The sequence below is a fragment of the Halobacillus hunanensis genome, assembly GCF_900166655.1.
In the GTDB taxonomy this organism is placed as follows: domain Bacteria; phylum Bacillota; class Bacilli; order Bacillales; family Halobacillaceae; genus Halobacillus_A; species Halobacillus_A hunanensis.
Genome location: NZ_FVZB01000007.1, coordinates 868,856 through 885,735, shown reverse-complemented (window position 1 = coordinate 885,735; position 16,880 = coordinate 868,856). Strand labels below are relative to the sequence as shown.

18 protein-coding genes are annotated in these 16,880 nt (G+C 41.1%); 5 read left to right on the top strand and 13 right to left on the bottom strand.

Annotation, left to right across the window (positions count from 1 at the left end; translation table 11 throughout):
* Positions 1-62: 62 nt before the first annotated feature.
* Positions 63-1,730 (bottom strand): glycosyl hydrolase family 18 protein, encoded by a 1,668-nt coding sequence (locus tag B5354_RS17130; protein ID WP_176142525.1) that lies wholly within the window; start codon positions 1,728-1,730, stop codon positions 63-65.
* A 184-nt stretch (positions 1,731-1,914) separates the two neighbouring features.
* Between B5354_RS17130 and plsY the strand changes: the two genes are divergently transcribed.
* The 4 genes from plsY (at position 1,915) to B5354_RS17110 (ending at position 4,216) form a co-directional block, all read left to right on the top strand.
* A complete protein-coding gene (plsY, locus tag B5354_RS17125) occupies positions 1,915-2,496 on the top strand; it encodes a glycerol-3-phosphate 1-O-acyltransferase PlsY (RefSeq protein WP_079530010.1) in 582 nt (193 codons plus the stop codon).
* Between the two features lie 149 nt (positions 2,497-2,645).
* Positions 2,646-3,584, top strand: a complete 939-nt coding sequence (gene folE2, locus B5354_RS17120) for a GTP cyclohydrolase FolE2 (RefSeq protein WP_079530009.1) — start codon at positions 2,646-2,648, stop codon at positions 3,582-3,584.
* A 6-nt stretch (positions 3,585-3,590) separates the two neighbouring features.
* The gene (gene yidD / locus B5354_RS17115) at positions 3,591-3,836 is read left to right on the top strand and encodes a membrane protein insertion efficiency factor YidD (RefSeq protein WP_079530008.1); all 246 of its coding nucleotides are present in this window, start codon (positions 3,591-3,593) and stop codon (positions 3,834-3,836) included.
* 89 nt (positions 3,837-3,925) lie between these two features.
* Positions 3,926-4,216, top strand: coding sequence for a HesB/YadR/YfhF family protein (locus tag B5354_RS17110; RefSeq protein WP_079530007.1), 291 nt, complete (start codon positions 3,926-3,928; stop codon positions 4,214-4,216).
* Between the two features lie 24 nt (positions 4,217-4,240).
* On the opposite strand, the gene B5354_RS17105 is transcribed toward B5354_RS17110, so the two are convergent.
* From B5354_RS17105 to acnA, 6 genes are all read right to left on the bottom strand, one after another.
* Complete coding sequence (locus B5354_RS17105) at positions 4,241-4,549, bottom strand: hypothetical protein (RefSeq protein ID WP_079530006.1); 309 nt, start codon at positions 4,547-4,549, stop codon at positions 4,241-4,243.
* Positions 4,549-4,977: an acyl-CoA thioesterase gene (locus tag B5354_RS17100; protein ID WP_079530005.1), complete on the bottom strand. Its 429-nt coding sequence runs from the start codon at positions 4,975-4,977 to the stop codon at positions 4,549-4,551. Before B5354_RS17100 ends, B5354_RS17105 begins: the two co-directional genes overlap by 1 nt.
* Before the next feature lie 8 nt (positions 4,978-4,985).
* Complete coding sequence (locus tag B5354_RS17095; protein WP_079530004.1) at positions 4,986-7,247, bottom strand: AAA family ATPase; 2,262 nt, start codon at positions 7,245-7,247, stop codon at positions 4,986-4,988.
* A gap of 171 nt (positions 7,248-7,418) precedes the next feature.
* Positions 7,419-7,562 (bottom strand): FbpB family small basic protein, encoded by a 144-nt coding sequence (locus B5354_RS20310; protein ID WP_139377161.1) that lies wholly within the window; start codon positions 7,560-7,562, stop codon positions 7,419-7,421.
* A gap of 52 nt (positions 7,563-7,614) precedes the next feature.
* Complete coding sequence (locus tag B5354_RS17090) at positions 7,615-8,217, bottom strand: TlpA family protein disulfide reductase (protein ID WP_079530003.1); 603 nt, start codon at positions 8,215-8,217, stop codon at positions 7,615-7,617.
* Between the two features lie 256 nt (positions 8,218-8,473).
* Positions 8,474-11,179 carry an aconitate hydratase AcnA gene (gene acnA / locus B5354_RS17085; protein WP_079530002.1) on the bottom strand — a complete coding sequence of 902 codons (2,706 nt, stop codon included), beginning with the start codon at positions 11,177-11,179 and terminating at the stop codon, positions 8,474-8,476.
* 271 nt (positions 11,180-11,450) lie between these two features.
* Here acnA and B5354_RS17080 point away from each other — a divergent pair, with 271 nt between their 5' ends.
* Complete coding sequence (locus tag B5354_RS17080) at positions 11,451-11,879, top strand: DUF2621 domain-containing protein (RefSeq protein ID WP_079530001.1); 429 nt, start codon at positions 11,451-11,453, stop codon at positions 11,877-11,879.
* A gap of 92 nt (positions 11,880-11,971) precedes the next feature.
* On the opposite strand, the gene B5354_RS17075 is transcribed toward B5354_RS17080, so the two are convergent.
* From B5354_RS17075 to tkt, 6 genes are all read right to left on the bottom strand, one after another.
* Complete coding sequence (locus B5354_RS17075; RefSeq protein WP_079530000.1) at positions 11,972-12,433, bottom strand: CcdC family protein; 462 nt, start codon at positions 12,431-12,433, stop codon at positions 11,972-11,974.
* Between the two features lie 112 nt (positions 12,434-12,545).
* On the bottom strand, positions 12,546-12,974 hold the full coding sequence (locus B5354_RS17070; protein WP_079529999.1) for a Na(+)/H(+) antiporter subunit B: 429 nt from the start codon (positions 12,972-12,974) through the stop codon (positions 12,546-12,548).
* A gap of 65 nt (positions 12,975-13,039) precedes the next feature.
* Positions 13,040-13,744, bottom strand: coding sequence for a cytochrome c biogenesis CcdA family protein (locus B5354_RS17065; protein WP_079529998.1), 705 nt, complete (start codon positions 13,742-13,744; stop codon positions 13,040-13,042).
* A gap of 169 nt (positions 13,745-13,913) precedes the next feature.
* Entirely contained in the window at positions 13,914-14,141 is a 228-nt protein-coding gene (locus B5354_RS17060; protein WP_079529997.1) for a YneF family protein, read from the bottom strand.
* A gap of 74 nt (positions 14,142-14,215) precedes the next feature.
* On the bottom strand, positions 14,216-14,641 hold the full coding sequence (gene sirA / locus B5354_RS17055; protein WP_079529996.1) for a sporulation inhibitor of replication protein SirA: 426 nt from the start codon (positions 14,639-14,641) through the stop codon (positions 14,216-14,218).
* A 149-nt stretch (positions 14,642-14,790) separates the two neighbouring features.
* Entirely contained in the window at positions 14,791-16,797 is a 2,007-nt protein-coding gene (tkt, locus tag B5354_RS17050; protein WP_079529995.1) for a transketolase, read from the bottom strand.
* Positions 16,798-16,880: the final 83 nt, after the last annotated feature.

Below are 16,880 nucleotides of genomic sequence, written 5' to 3'. Positions count from 1 at the left end.
TATATCTTCCCACATTTCCATAAACTGAAACATTTCGAGGATTTTCGCGATATGAATCAGCCTTACTCTTCGTATAGTTGCTCATTTATAAATTCCCATGCCTCTCGATCAGCAAAGGAAATACTCCATGAGGCAATTCCTGCTAACTTGTATTTTTCCATCAGATTTATCCGTTTCTTTAAAGATATTTCATTTTCAAGCCACATTTTATAGGTCGTACCATCGATTGTCGTCTGCACATATTCCTGGCCCGTTGACTCAGCTAACTCAGGTGTTAATCCTTTATCTTCCACCCAGCGTTCGGCCTCTTCCATTGTTAATGCAGTAGAACTTACCTCCCCATTGTTTTCCTCCCATAACCGGGTGTATAAAGGAATCCCTAATAGAAGGTGTTCTTTCGGGACAATCTCAAGCAATTCTTGCAAATTCTGCTCCACCCATTGAAGACTAGCTACACTGCCTGCTTGCGGCGAAGTAGCCCAGTGCTGGTCGTAAGCCATTACGATTAAGTAGTCAGCAACTTCCGCCAATTCAGCCCGCTCATAAAATTCCGACCACTGAGAACTGTTAGAAATAAATGAGACATCTACCGAGATAACCAACCCTTGATTATGGGCCCTAGGTGTAAGTTCTCTCACAAATTGTGTAAACCATTTGCCGTCTTCCTGAAAGACATTTTCAAAATCCAGGTTGATTCCATCCAGGTTATACTTTTCTGCGAATCGTAATAGCTGATGTATCATCTTTGTCCTCTTCTGATAAGTAGGCAATACTTTAGAAGTTAATTCAGGATCAAAGCCATTCGAAAAAAGTGCCCATACTTGATTTCCGTTTGAATGGGCGGATTGTACATAGGAAGCTGAGGCACGACTGTGAATCTCACCTTTGTCATTAACAAGGGTGAACCAAGTAGGAGAAAGCACAGTAATCCCAGGTCGATTTGGGAGCTCGTCTGGATTTGCTTGCTCGGTATAAATCCCGTCCCAGGCAAGATGAATAGGCTGGATGACTTCACCTGGCACTTCTCTTTTTTCTCGTTCTTTCTGGGTTTGTACAGTGAATGTACCTTTAATCTCGAGAGAACTTTTGGGAACATACCCTGTATAGCCGGAAGGAGTCACAATAAGATAGAAATCCTGCTTCTTTTTAAGAACGGTGACCTTGTCTAATCCTTGCAGACTGGTATAATAGGATGACGTTACAGTCGGTTCACTTCTGACATTAAGCTCATACTCTTCTGAGTCTGACTTAACCTTTGCTTTTTTCTTTTCAAACCCTTGCGAAAAGGTATGGACAGCACCATTTGGATACGTTTTAATTGATAAAGCATATATAGTTTGAAGAAATTCCGCAGCGATCCATCGACTTCCCTCTGTTTCGAGGACAGGATGATAAAAAAGGTCTATCAATCTATCATTCTTTATATAAAAAGGCTCGCCCATGTTAATTTGATAAACATTCTCTGCCGTAGTAACGATGATAGAATTACTGTTCTGATCATAAACGACAGGTTTATCCAAAGCCTGACGTACATATTCAATAGGTATGTAAAGGCGCTCATCTTTCATCATCCCATGAAATTCCGACTTTCCTTCATAAAACAACGGGTGTTCATAGGAAGAAAACTCAATCTTTTCGTTCGATGGGAATGGATATAACCATATAATTGCGCCGAGCAGAAGCAAACATCCAACAAAAACCCAAAGCCATACTTTTTTCCTGCGATTCATATTCATACGATCCTTTCTAGATTAATCATAAAGGATGTACGTTGTAAAGAAAATAAAAGCAGGTTACAGGCTCGGTTAATTTGTTGTTCTTTCACGCCAGATATAATGATAAACTATATAAAAAAGGGATGTACCCCTGGAGTCTCCCTTACCCGATTTTTCAAGACTTAAGGAGTTGTGCAGCATGGAGTACGCCATTTACATCATCATAGCCTATTTGCTTGGATCAATACCCTCAGGTCTGCTTGTAGGTAAAATAGGCTACGGTATCGATATTCGCGAGCACGGAAGCGGCAATCTTGGAGGTACTAATACGTTTCGGGTATTAGGCATTAAAGCAGGGTTGCTCGTAACCAGTACAGATATGTTAAAAGGAACGATCGCCACAGCCTTGCCGTTTTTTATGGGATCCGATGTTATTACTCTAATCATTGGAATATTTGCCGTGATTGGCCATACGTATCCTCTCTTTGCAGGATTTAAAGGCGGTAAAGCGGTCGCCACTTCTGGAGGTGTCGTGTTAGGTATTAATCCAATTATTTTTATTATTATGTTAGCAACCTTTTTCCTCGTCCTGTATATTAGCAAGTATGTGTCGCTTTCATCCATGATCACCGGGATTGTCTCAGTGGTCGTGTCTATTTTATTTCAGGAATATGGGTTAACGATTCTCATCGCACTATTTACAATCTTCGTGATCTATCGCCACTTGGCAAATATCAAGCGGATTATAAACAAAACAGAGCCAAAAATAACTTGGATGTGAAAGAAGTCTATGACAGGTGAACTGTTGTAGACTTTTTTCTTCTGAAAAGTGTAAAATGAACACACATTGACAAAGCAATAAATTGTATAATTATTGCTACATATTGTATACTTTGACGTATAACGAAGGTCAAAAAAGGAGTCATCGCTATGAATCAAACTGAATTGAATAAAAACAAACAACTCCCTTCAAAGAAGGAACGACATAAACTTTTCGGCTCTGTGGATCCAGGGCCCCGCACGAAACCTGAACAAAAAGAGAAGATGGTTGATCTACAAAACTCCAAAAAGGATTTCTTATTTAACATCGACATGGTGGGCATTTCCAATGTGAAACACCCCATTCAAATTCCGAGTCAGCTCGTACCGCAAATCCAGACGACGATTGGAACGTTTACCTTTGGCTCCTCGATCACTCAAGGAAGCAAAGGAACCAATATGAGCCGCTTTACTGAGCAGCTCGACAAGTACCACAATGAAGGGTTTGCCATTGATATTGAAACATTGAAGAAGTTTACAAAAGAGCTGGCTGGGCGCTTGAAACAGGAAGATGCAGAAGTCGAGGTGTCTTTCCCATGGTTTTTCGAAAGAAAAGGTCCTTATTCTGACTTAGCTGGAATGAACCATGCCGATGCCACAATCAAAGTACTCTACGATCAAACCACAGGCTATGATGTAACAGTTGAGCTGACTGGTAAAATTACTACTTTATGTCCTTGCTCTAAAGAAATTAGTGAGTATAGTGCTCATAACCAGCGCGGCAATGTATCAATGAGCGTGAAGCTTACTGAAGACTTTGATGAACAGCAAACTGATTGGAAAGCTGCTTTACTGGAAGCTGCTGAAAGCAATGCCAGTGCAAGAATCCATCCCGTTTTAAAACGACCTGACGAGAAAATGGTCACAGAGCAGGCTTATGAGAATCCTCGCTTTGTTGAAGATATTGTCCGCCTTGTTGCTGCTGATTTGTATGAGTATAGCTTTGTGGAGGCTTTTGAGGTAAGCTGTCGCAATGAAGAATCTATTCATTTACATGATGCCGTTGCTACGTTAAGTTATGACAAAAAACAGGAAAATACAACGAAGTAACAGGTCATGAAGTATATCCTAATTGGACCCATTACGTTTTACCGTAAGTTTATCAGCCCATTGACACCACCTTCCTGCCGTTTTCAACCGACTTGTTCAGAATACAGCCTTGAATCACTGAGGCGATTTGGTTTGTTGAAAGGAACTTACTTGACGATCCGGCGTCTGCTAAAATGCCACCCCTTTCATAAAGGAGGATTTGATCCAGTTCCACTCCACAATCATCGCAGCAAAGAAGACTCGGAACGTTAAGTCAAGACGTGCGTTCTATTCTGAATGTTTATCTCACTCGGTTTAAGGATAGACAAGATTATACGAGGCTTAGATTAGGAGATGAACTTATGAATTTAGTCGTAACAGAAGATGCAGCCAAATGGTATGAGGATGAATTAGATATCGATGAGGATACTTCTATACGCTTTTATGTGCGCTATGGAGGAGTGGGTGGTTTGCAGCCAGGCTTTTCATTGGCTATTCGTGAAGATGAAATGAGAGAGCCTCTTGCCACTGCGAAAGTCAACCATGTTAACTATTTCATTGAAAAAGACGACGAATGGTACTTTGATCAGCATTCATTAAAAGTTCAATTAGATGAGAAATGGGATGAACCTTCTTTTCATTATGAAAAATAATAGACGCCGTCACGCGACGGCGTCTTACTTTTTATCTAACGAAAATCGCCTGATTTGTTCCCATTGGTTCTCACTTGCTAAGATGGCATATTGTCGAGCTCCAAATAGATCAAAATGCGGGTAAGAAGGATCGTGATGAATCCATTCTTTCTGCAGTTTATACTGTTTGCCCCACTCGATTAGTTTATTGAGGTCTGAACAGCCAACCTTCGTTACTGTATCACAACCGGGAAACCTTTCATCAATCCAGTAATGAGTTAAGAAAGCAATCTCACCATTTTGGACCTGCCTTTTCCACTGTTGCAACTCCTGTCTTTTTACTCCAAAGGCCATTACGCTTGTGACTCCATGGCTTGGAGATAGGCTTCGTGCCACTCGGGGAAGCTTCTGCGTATAGAAACTGGGCGGAAGCTGTCCTGCTTAACAATCACATGTTTAGTTGTACCCTTTACAGCTGCTTCTCCACTGTCGTGTCTCACTTCATACCCATAGGTGATTCGAAGTCCATCATAGTCTTCTACCCATGTCAGCACGTGGACATCATCACCATAACGGACAGGTTTTTGATAATGGATCGACACATCCACTACCGGAGAATAAACCCCTTGCTGCTCAATTTCATGGTATTTAAAACCAAGATCTTCAATAAATGCTGTTCGTCCCATCTCAAACCATACTAAGTAATTGGCGTGGTACACCACCCCCATCATATCTGTTTCCTGATAGCGAACTTTTATTGTAGTCCTATTTTGTTGTTTCATTTTTATGACTACTCCCTTCGCACGTTGTGCCATGCATTTGTTAAATCATCTAGTGTGAGCGTGTTCCAGCCACAGCTTTCTTCTTCCATTAAACGGATGGCCTGATATTGAATTGCTTCATTGACAAGATTATTGATAAAACGACCATTTCCTTCTATTTTATGTGATTGAAACTGATTTAATAAATATGGTTCAACTTCTTCGGACAAATCATATCCATACTGCGAAGTTTGATAGATTAACATGTCCAGCAGTTGCTGTTGATCATAGTCTGGAAATAATAAATATTTTTTAAAGCGTGATGATAACCCAGGATTACTGGCAATCAATTGCTTCATCTCTTGTTGGTAGCCAGCTAATATAACGACAAGGTTCTCATTATGACGAGTCATCTCGTCTACTAACGTTTCTATCGCTTCTTTGCCAAAATCATCACGCCCGCCGTTATATAATCCATAGGCTTCATCAATAAAAAGCACACCGCCTAAAGCTTCGCGAATTTTCCGCTTCGTCTTGATGGCTGTTTGACCAACATAGCCGGCAACGAGATCACTTCTTGAAGCGACCACGACATGTCCTCGTTTTAACAATCCGCATTCTTTTAAAACTTGTGCGTAGATATCTGCAACAGTTGTTTTCCCTGTACCTGGATTTCCAAAAAACACGGAATGGAGCTGGATCGGTACAACTGGATAGCCGCGTTCTTTTCTTTTTTGTTGAGAGTGGACAAATGCTGAAAGCTTTTTCACTTCTTCTTTTACATTGCTTAAACCAATCAGTGACTTCAGACGCTCCATAGGTGATGTCGATAGTTCGTCTGGATTATCATCAAAGCTTAAATCTTTTTCTTGAATCCTCATATGATCCAGCCAATGGTGTTTATCCTCTAATTGTTCGGTGGCACCTTTTTGGAAGATTGTTTTTAACACAAGGTTACGCACGGTTCGCGCATTACCGAATGACTCATCCACTCGCTCTTTTTCAATGAGTGTTTCAAATAGTCTTAGTGCCTTTTCGGTAAAAAAGAAGTCATTCTCCAGGGCGATTGATTCAGCAATTTCCAGGAGCTCGTCCATTTGATAATTTGGGAGCTCAATATGATTCTGCTCAGGAAACCTGCTGCGCAAACCCTTGTTGGACCAGAGAAACTGCCTCATTTCTTCAGGATATCCCGCTAGAATAACAGCAAATTTCCCGCCATATTCCTTGCTCGTCATTGCCGATACAAGCGTATCTATTACAGCTTGACCATAATCGTTCCCCGTTTGCCCCTCTCGCTTCAAACTATAAGCTTCATCAATAAATAACACACCGCCGACTGCCTGTTGAACGTAATTCAGCGTGTTTTCTTCACTTTGACCTACGTATGAACCGACGAGATGGGAACGATTAACCTCCACTACATCTCTCGTATCAAGAATACCCAAATCGTAATAGATATTCGCCAGCAAGCGGGCTATCGTAGTTTTTCCTGTGCCGGGATTCCCTGTAATAATCATGTGAAGACCAGGGTCATCCACCATAGAAAAACCAAAATTTCTACGCTGCTGCTGATATTTTAAAAATTGATAGTATCTCGTCATATATTTTTTTACGTCTTGTAACCCTACCATACTCTCAAGCGATTCAATTGGATTGACATCGACGGATACCGTTAAAAATGACGGCAATCGTTGATACAGTTCCTCCTCATATTCAGTAAGCTTTCTCGCCTTTTCATTCACTTGTTTTACCGGGATATGGATACGGCGATGTTCAATGGAATCGAGTGCCTCGGCTAGAATAGCCTTTAAAGATGAAAGGTGCTCATATACTTCCTGATAAAGTTTGAGTCTGTGACTAGTTGCATCAATAAGAGTTTTAGCAACGAGCCCCTCATCCCATTGTTGTTGGACCGCATCCACATCATTGTACATAACTCGGGCTTTTTTCCCTTTAGTAGAATCGTGGTCTGTTTCGTGAAGCAGCCATTGTTCATAGGGCGTGTCTTTCAAAATACGATAAGCTCTTAACAACTGAATGGATTCGTATAGATCACGAACTAAGGAGTTATCAGGCTGCATGACCCGAGCCTCCTCAATAAACTGATCAGCAAGTGGATCCTTATCTTGGTGACGCTGCATGCGATAGTATGCAAGCACGATGTAAAGGCGTACTTTAATGTCCTGATCGAGTTCAGTCTGATCATCCATCAGCTTTAATGCTTCAATTTCTGTTATGGGAGGTACTGTATCCAGACTGGCCCAATGTCTAAGGGTGGATTCATCCATGATTTCACATCCCTTCCTGGTAGTATGTAATAGATATAAAGTAGAAGGTAACGAGTAGATAACGCTCCCTTATCCCATTTGTCACTGTTCTTCATTTTAACATAGCCGTTCTTTAATGTAGATTAACTTGCCCAGGACCATTACACTCATAAGAAAAAGCAGATCCCTCTATTATGAAGGGATCTGCTTTATACGTTTATGGTGACGCTGTTCAATTCTTTCTTCGATTTGGTCCAATAACTTTTCGTCTTCTTTAATTAAACGAATATTTTCCTGAACTTGTTCGCTATAGGATAATTTGTGTTTTCTTCTCATGAGAATCTCTCCTTTAAGAACAAAGGATTCCCATAATTTAAACAAAATATTCCTATTTTAATGTATTCATCATTTCTACCATGTAGTCATAACTCATCGGACCTACTTTACGCGGCTGCTGAATAACACCATCTGTTCCAATAAAGTACGTAGTCGGAAGGGCAATAGCTTGATAATCGTTATTCACACTTAGTTCTTTATCCAAGACAACTGAAAAAGTGTAGCCTCCTTCCTGGATATATTTTTCTACTTTATTTATACTGCTCTCAGATCCGGTGGCATTTACAGCAACAATCTTAATTTCGTCACCATATTGTTGATGGAACTTTTCCATTCTTGGCATTTCTTCACGGCATGGAGGACACCATGTGGCCCAAAAGTTCAACATAACTTTTTGGCCGCGTAAATCAGATAAACTCAACGTTTCTCCATCGAGCGTCTTTAACGTGAAATCAGGAGCTTTTTCGCCCACTTCAAGGCCGTCAGGGGCGTTCGGCGGCGTGATGGCCGTCCCTTCCTGTGAAGGATCACCTGAAACATTATACTCAGCAGTCTCATCTGCAGCAGGATCCCTGTCTTCTTCTGTAAATATATTAAAAACTACCACACCTAGTAATACAATTAAAAAGAGTCCCGCACCGATTTGTTTTCCCATTCATCACCCATCCTTTAAGTATTGATCATATATAGAAAGGACGCTTCTACTTATACATATCATAGCGAATTAGCAGACATGCCTATTGAAACAAAATAGTTATAGGCTAAATTATAATAATACAGTCGGTAAAGTGATTTCTCATACATAACAATATAAACCATATCAGTGCTTTGTAAAGCTTTGATGCTTATTGTTTGAAAATATTTCATAAAAAAGATCCGCTCAAGTACGAGCGGACCTTTTTAGAAGCTATTTAGCTTAATTTATTTCGTAGTACCATTTGAAGAATTCCGCCATGACGATAGTAATCTACTTCTACTTCACTATCGAAACGGGCAATAACTTCAAATTCTTTCTTGTTACCCTCTTCATCCGTAGCCGTTACTTTCACTAAGTCGTGCGGCTTAACAGATTCGTCAATCTGAACATCGATGGATTCGCGACCTGTTAATCCTAGTGAATCGATCGTATCTCCATCTTTAAACTGCAATGGCAGTACGCCCATCATGACAAGGTTAGAACGGTGAATGCGTTCAAAGCTTTGGGCTATAACCGTTTTAATGCCAAGAAGATCTGTTCCTTTAGCGGCCCAGTCACGGGAGCTCCCCATGCCGTAATCATCGCCAGCAATCACAGCAAGAGGTGTTTGATCCTCTTTATATTTCATTGCTGCAGTGTAAATCGGCATTACTTCTTCTGTCGGCCAGTACGTAGTGAACCCGCCTTCGGTACCAGGAGCTAATTGGTTACGAATACGGATGTTCGCAAATGTTCCGCGCATCATTACTTCATGGTTACCTCGACGAGAACCGTAGGAGTTAAAGTTTCGCGGTGAGACATCCTTTTCCTGTAAATACTCTCCTGCAGGCATATCTTTTGGAATTGCACCAGCTGGAGAAATATGGTCGGTTGTAACAGAATCGCCGAATTTACCCACTACACGCATACCAGAAAGGGGTTTAACCGTTTCTGGGTCACGGGACAACCCTTCAAAGAAAGGCGGGTTCTGGATATAAGTAGATTCTCCGTCCCAGTCGTAAAGCGGTTCGTCTGTTGTATCGATTTCATTCCACTTCTCGTTAGAGTTAAAGACATTTTCATACTCTTTACGGAAAATTTCAGGTGTTACTGCACGAGAAATTTCAGCTTTGATCTCCTCTTGTGTAGGCCAGATATCATCAAAGTACACAGGTTCGCCATCTTTATCCGTACCTAGCGCTTCTTTCTTGAGATCGATATCAACCGTACCGGCAAGGGCATAAGCAACAACTAGCGGCGGAGAAGCCAAATAGTTTGCTTTGACTAGCGGGTGGATACGTCCTTCAAAGTTACGGTTTCCTGAAAGAACGGATGATGCCGTCAGATCACTATCGGCAATCGCCTTTTCAATTTCAGGAAGCAATGGACCAGAGTTACCGATACATGTCGTACAACCGTACCCTACAAGGTTAAACCCTAATTGGTTTAAGTAAGGCATTAACCCTGAATCTTCAAGGTAGCGCGTAACAACTTTAGAACCTGGTGCTAGTGAAGTTTTCACATATTCAGGCACTTCAAGACCTTTTTCAGTTGCCTTTTTAGCTACTAAGCCAGCACCTAGCATAACGTGCGGGTTTGAAGTGTTTGTACAAGATGTAATCGCTGCAATAGCCAGTGCTCCTGTCTTCATTACAGCTTTCTTGCCGTTTTCGAATTTCACTTCAGCTTCTTTATCAAATTCAGACTCATCTAGACCAAAGCCATGGTTACCTGCTGGGCCAGTAATTGCTTTGTTAAATGATTCCTTCATTTGAGAAAGCGGGATTAAATCTTGCGGACGCTTAGGACCTGATAGGTTAGGTTCAAGCTCACTTAATTCAATTTCCACTAGCGATGTAAATTCTGGATCTTCCTGAGATGGATCATACCAGAGGTTGTTTTCTTTACAATACTTTTCAACAAGCTCAATCTGTTCTTCACTGCGGCCTGTCAAACGCATATATTCTAGAGATTCGCCATCTACTGGAAAGAAACCACAAGTAGCCCCATATTCTGGTGCCATGTTTGAAATCGTCGCACGATCAGCAAGCGGCATTTCCTGCAAGCCAGGTCCGAAGAATTCAACGAATTTACCAACAACATTCTGTTCTCTCAGCTTCTGTGTAACTTTGAGCGCTAAGTCTGTTGCAGTAGTACCTTGTGGGAAGCTGCCGTTCAGCTTCACTCCAATAACTTCTGGTGCAGGGAAGTAAGATGGCTGGCCAAGCATTCCTGCTTCTGCTTCAATACCACCAACACCCCATCCTAGGACACCAAGACCATTGATCATAGTTGTATGGGAGTCTGTACCGACAAGTGTATCTGGATAAGTATCAACAGTGCCTTCATCGTTCTCTTTCGCATGAACGACATTTGCAATGTATTCTAAGTTTACTTGGTGAACGATTCCAGTTGCAGGCGGAACAGCACGGTAGTTATTAAATGCCTTCTGAGCCCAGTGAAGGAACTCATAACGCTCCTGATTTCGTTCGAATTCTAATTCCATATTAATGTTCAATGAATCAGCCGTACCATATTTATCAACTTGTACAGAGTGGTCAATAACTAGATCCACCGGTACTTCTGGGTTGATTTCATCTGGGCTTCCTCCCATATCAACCATTGCCTTACGAAGTGAAGCAAGGTCAACAACAGCCGGAACCCCTGTGAAGTCCTGTAAAATAACACGGGAAGGTTTAAATGGAACATCTTCCCCTTTTGCTTTACTAGTTCCCCAGTTTGCTAGACTCTCCACGTGACTATCCTGAATCACACGTCCATCATGTTGACGGAGCAGAGACTCAAGCAGAATACGAATGGAGAAAGGCAGACGGGAAATCTTGCCATGTCCCGCATCTTCTAAGGCTTTTAAGTCGTAGTAGTTGTACGTTTTGCCATTTAAGTCGAATTGTTTGCGAGCATTAAATGCGCTGTTAGCCATATTCCTTTTACCCCCTCATCAAAATTAAATGGTGAGCTGTATATCAGCATCCCCATTCCCCAAATTTGTACATTTGCTTCCTTTTTTCGCGAAAGTTCACAAATAGGCACCATCTATTTTAAATGAAAACGATTAATATGTAAAATATTTAGACGCCATTATTAGTATAGCGAAAGTTTTCTCACAAGATCACTGCTTGTCTTTCTTTGACAATGCTTTTATAATTAGAGTAGTAGAAAGAATAAGCATAAAAAACGAAACAGGTGATTGTATGTCAGGTGGCTTTGCCCTATTTATTATCGGGTGGATTGTCATCATGGTTGTTCTCATGGGAATTGGCGGCTTTTTTATGTTCCGTAAATTCCTTAAACGGATGCCGAAAGAAGATGGTAAGTCGACGATCGACTGGGAAGAACATTATATTGAACAAACCATTCACATGTGGAACACCGAGCAAAAAGCCTTGCTTGAAGAACTTGTGAGTCCTGTGCCCGAGCTCTTCCGTGATATAGCCAAACAGAAGATTGCGGGCAGAATTGGGCAGGTGGCCCTGGAAAAGAGATGCTCTAAAATTACGCAGGATGTAATCATAGAAGGCTATATTCTCGCGACTCCTAAACGGGATCACAAATTTCTCATCAAGAAGCTAAAAGAAAAAGATATCGATATTACCCCCTATCAACCTTTGTTTGAACGATAAAAAAGATCGGACCGCTAAACACGGTACGATCTTTTTTAATTTCGCTTAGTCTAAAAGAAGAAAACCTCCTAGGAGGCTTTCACATTTGCTGCTTATAACGTTTTCTCTAACTGTAAGTATTGTCTTAACATAGCCAGACGCCATGTAACGATCATTCCAAAAGCAAGCAGAAAAAACATACCGCTCATTTCCCCAAAAGCTATAGTCTGACCTATAATTAACTTAAGGATGATACGTAAAATCAGTAACCCAAATAAAATAACTACAAATGCTTTTGAAGGCTTTAAATAGATGTTATCTTCCCTTACTTCAAATTTTGAGGTGCGGATCAGAAAAACCGAAAAGATCACACCTACTAAAACAGCCTCTGCAACTTGCCCCCACTCTACGCGAAAGACTGGAAAGAAAAACATGAAGGCCCCTGTACTCATAAAAAGCGGCGGTAAAATGATTTTCTTTACGCTGGCAGGCTTTTTAGATGCCCGTAGACGAACAAAAATCATGACCGTGGCCATACATGCGGCTACTACTGTGCTTGAAATTATCCAAAACATAAAGTTTTCACTCTTTCTTCCTATTCCTGATCAATTTTGCTCAATAAACATGGAGTACTCTTCACTAAAGAGCCGGCAAAATCCCTGCAATTTAGATTCTCTTTAGCGAAAGTTATTCCCGGTCCTCTGCCACAGCCAAAATAATTGTCATGGAAATCCCGATTACCGTCAAATACACACCTAAATCAAATAACAGGGCTGTAGCAAGCTCTGTCCGGCCTAGAACAGGCAGCTGAAAATAGGCAAACGTGTGACTTAAAAAAGGTTCTCCAAATATAAATGATCCGACCCCTGTAGCAACAGCAATTAATAATCCAGTAAAGATCATATACCGAAAGTTAACACGAATTACCTTCTCCATTGCTTTAAGCCCATATGCCATGTACATCAAGACTAGTGCTGCAGCAGCCATCAATCCGCCGATGAAACCTCCTCCTGGCGCGTTGTGTCCCGCAAAAAATAAATAAGCTGAGAACCCGAACAGGATGAACGCAATAAGAGAGGTAGTTGTTCTTAAAATTAAATCATTCGTCCTAATCATAAATAAACTCCTTATACAGTTTCAATATCTTCATCATAATATAAAATCCATTGAAATGCTACGATTTACAAGCCTTGGAACCCAAATAAACCAGCAAGATAAGAAGTCAGCTTCGCCATCCAATCAAAATACAAAGCAATTCCCATCAAAATCATAATATATCCACCAATTTTCATAATTTTACCGCTGTGTCGTTTAATCCAGTCTAATTTTCCAACAAAGAAGGATAGAACGAAAAAAGGAATAGAAAAACCTAAGGAATAGGAAACCATCATAACGAGAAATAACTCTGGACTGTTTGAAGCCAGTCCCAGTACAGCAGCTAAGATCGGTCCCATGCAAGGCGTCCAGCCTAACGAGAAAGTAAGTCCAATAATAAAAGAACCTATATAGCCGGCAGGCCGGTTTTTAAAAGTGATCTTATGATCCTGCATGAGGAATTTAAAATTAAATACCCCGATAATCACAAAACCAAAGAAAATCACTAGAATAGCTCCCAACCTTCTGATGATGGCTTCGTTTTGGATGAAAAATTGAGAAAATAACGACCCAGAAAAACCTAAGATCAGAAAAATCGTAGTAAAGCCGAGCAAGAATAGAATGGTATGAACCATACTTCTTTTCTTTAGCATACCATTATCTTCTTTTAACTCACTTACGCTCATTCCAGTTATGTAGGAAAGAAAAACAGGATACAAAGGTAAAACACATGGTGATATAAAAGAAAGAAAGCCCGCTCCAAAAGCTAACAAAATATTCACATCTGTCATAACACGGCCCCCCATTATAGACTCGAACCTAATTGTATCAAATCAGCATTTAAAAAACGATGAATCAGATGTGAACATATCATGAAGTATGCCCATATCCTCTTCACAAACTCAGCCATCCACAAAAAACCTTCTCTTCATATGGTATGAAAGAGAAGGTCTCTACTTGTTATTTGTTCTGCTGATTGTTCATAGCCCGCATCATTTGATTGATCTTCTTCTGTGATGGCTTCTGTCCCATCTGCATCATCATCGTACGCAACATTTGTTCATTAATTGGCGGGTTCTTCTTTAAATAGTTCATCATATATTTTCTCGCGATGAAAAAGCCCAAGGCTACTCCACCTACGAGGGCCAAGACGGCAATGATAATAACCCAAACTATGCCTAAAGTCATCTCTTCGTCTTCCTCCTTCGTTTGGTCTCCCATAACAGTATAGTAAAATGCTCACAGTAATACAATAGAACATTTTACGATAACAAACGCTGACTTGAAAGAGGGGAAATCCACCCGTAATGCTCTCCACTTTCTTCTACAATAAAAAACGACTGGTCGCACATCCTTAATGGTTGAAATAACACTCGTTCTGCTTGCCAGAGACTGTCACACTGTAATAGACAACTGCTATTCTTTTTGATAATGATATCATAATTCTGCCCGTGTTTGAATAATTCCCCATTCGCATTAATAGAGAATGGTGTGTTGCGCAAGCCATTAGAGCGATCCGCAAACCATTGCTTGAACGAAAAATCTTCCGTTATATAATCTAATTGCTTTTGGAGCAACCCTGAATGAGGGGCATGTAAGCATTCTTCAAAAAATCGCTTAATTAATTCTACTTTATAATAATAGTGTTCACACACTTCTTGTTTAATCGCATAAATGACAAAATGCATAGCTCTATCACTCCTTGCTCACGATTATACAGAGCATAGAGCGAATAATTTGTCACATTATGGCTTACTTGATCTACGATTTTTGTCAGAATTATAAAAACTTAAAAGGGGACTACCGCATACTAGCATGCAGTAGTCCGCTGTTGTATTTACTTGTTCATTAAACTTTCAGCATGTTTGACGACATTTTCTACTGTAAAGCCATAATTCTTAATGACTTCGTCTCCTGGTGCTGATGCACCGAATGTATCAATTCCGATGACAGCTCCATCAAGACCTACATAGCGCTCCCAGCCAAATGATGCTCCCATTTCAATAGCAAGACGATTTCTAACAGCATTTGGTAAAACCTTTTCTTGATATTCTTGGTTTTGCGACCTAAAGCGATCAAATGATGGGATACTCACAACTCTTACGTCATACCCTTTTGTCTTGAGTTCTGATTGAGCCTTCACTGCCAGTTGTACTTCAGACCCTGAAGCAAGCAAGATACCATCAGGCGTTTCCTTATCAGAATCGCTAAGGATATACGCTCCGCGCTTCACGCCCTCATAGGCATTCTCTTTCGTACCTTCAAGTGTTGGCAATCCTTGACGTGTCAGCACTAGAGCTGTAGGTGTCGTATTTGACTCAAGAGCAACTCTCCAAGCAGCACTTGTCTCATTCCCATCTGCCGGACGAAGCAGTGATAGGTTCGGGATTGCTCTTAAGGAAGCAAGCTGTTCAACAGGTTCATGAGTTGGGCCGTCTTCTCCAACAGCTACTGAGTCATGAGTGAATACATAGTTTACAGGTAAATTCATGATAGCAGATAAGCGCAATGCAGGACGCAAGTAGTCGCTAAAGACAAAGAATGTTCCAGCATAAACCTTTAAACCGCCATGAAGAGCCATGCCGTTTAACGCACAAGCCATAGCAAATTCGCGGACGCCAAACCAAACATTACGGCCTGAATAATCGTTGCGGGAGAAATCTTCTTCTCCTTCTACTGTTGTTTTGTTAGAACCGGCTAGATCAGCACTTCCTCCAAAAAAGTAAGGCACTGTTTTAGATAATGCGTTGATAACTTTTCCGGAAGCTGCACGAGTTGCCGGGCTATCTTCGCCAGCCGTAAACGATGGGAGACTATCCTGCCAATTATCCGGAAGGTCGCCATTGATGGCTTGCTCAAGTTCCCTGCCAAGCTCAGGGTATGCTTCCTTGTATTGTTTCATAAGGTCATTCCACTGCGCTTCTTTTTCTTCACCATTTTCCTGTACTTTTGATTTGAAGTCATTATAAACTTCATCCGGTACATGAAATGATTCGTGCTCCCAGTTGTAATGCTGTTTCGCGGCTGTAATTTCTTCTTCTCCCAGTGGTGCACCGTGAGCAGCAGATTTACCCGATTTATTAGGGGAGCCGTACCCGATCACTGTTTTAACCTCAATCATGGTGGGCTGCTCTGTATTTTGTTTGGCCTGCTCAATTGCTTGAGCAATGGTTTCAGTATCTGTACCATCTTCAACACGAATGACTTGCCAGCCGTATGCTTCATAACGTTTTTCAACACTTTCACTAAAGGAACGATCTAAGTCGCCGTCTAAGGAAATATCGTTTGAATCATAAAGGACGATTAACTTCCCTAGCCCTAGATGCCCGGCTAAAGAAGCAGACTCTTGAGACACGCCTTCCATCAAGTCACCATCGCCACAAATGGAGAATGTATAATGATCTACAACATTATAGTTGTCGCGATTATATTTAGCTGCCAGATGAGCTTCTGCCATCGCCATACCCGTGGCCATGGAAATTCCTTGACCTAATGGTCCAGTGGTGGCTTCTACCCCATCAGTATGGCCTACTTCTGGATGACCAGGGGTTTTTGAATCCCACTGACGGAACGATTTAATGTCCTCAATCGTGACATTATAGCCAGATAGATGCAGCAGACTGTAAAGAAGCATAGATCCATGTCCCGCTGATAAAACGAAACGATCCCGGTTGAACCAGTCCGAATTCTTCGGATTATGGTTCATATATTGAGTCCAAAGTGTATATGCCATTGGAGCGGCACCCATCGGCATTCCCGGATGCCCCGATTGTGCTTTTTCAACTGCGTCAATCGTAAGTGTACGTATTGTATTAATAGATGTCTGTTCAAGGCTTGCTGCCATGTAAACATTCTCCTTTCAAATTCCGTATATGTACCATGTATAATCCTATAATGAAAATGAACAAGTGACAAGCATTGTTATCG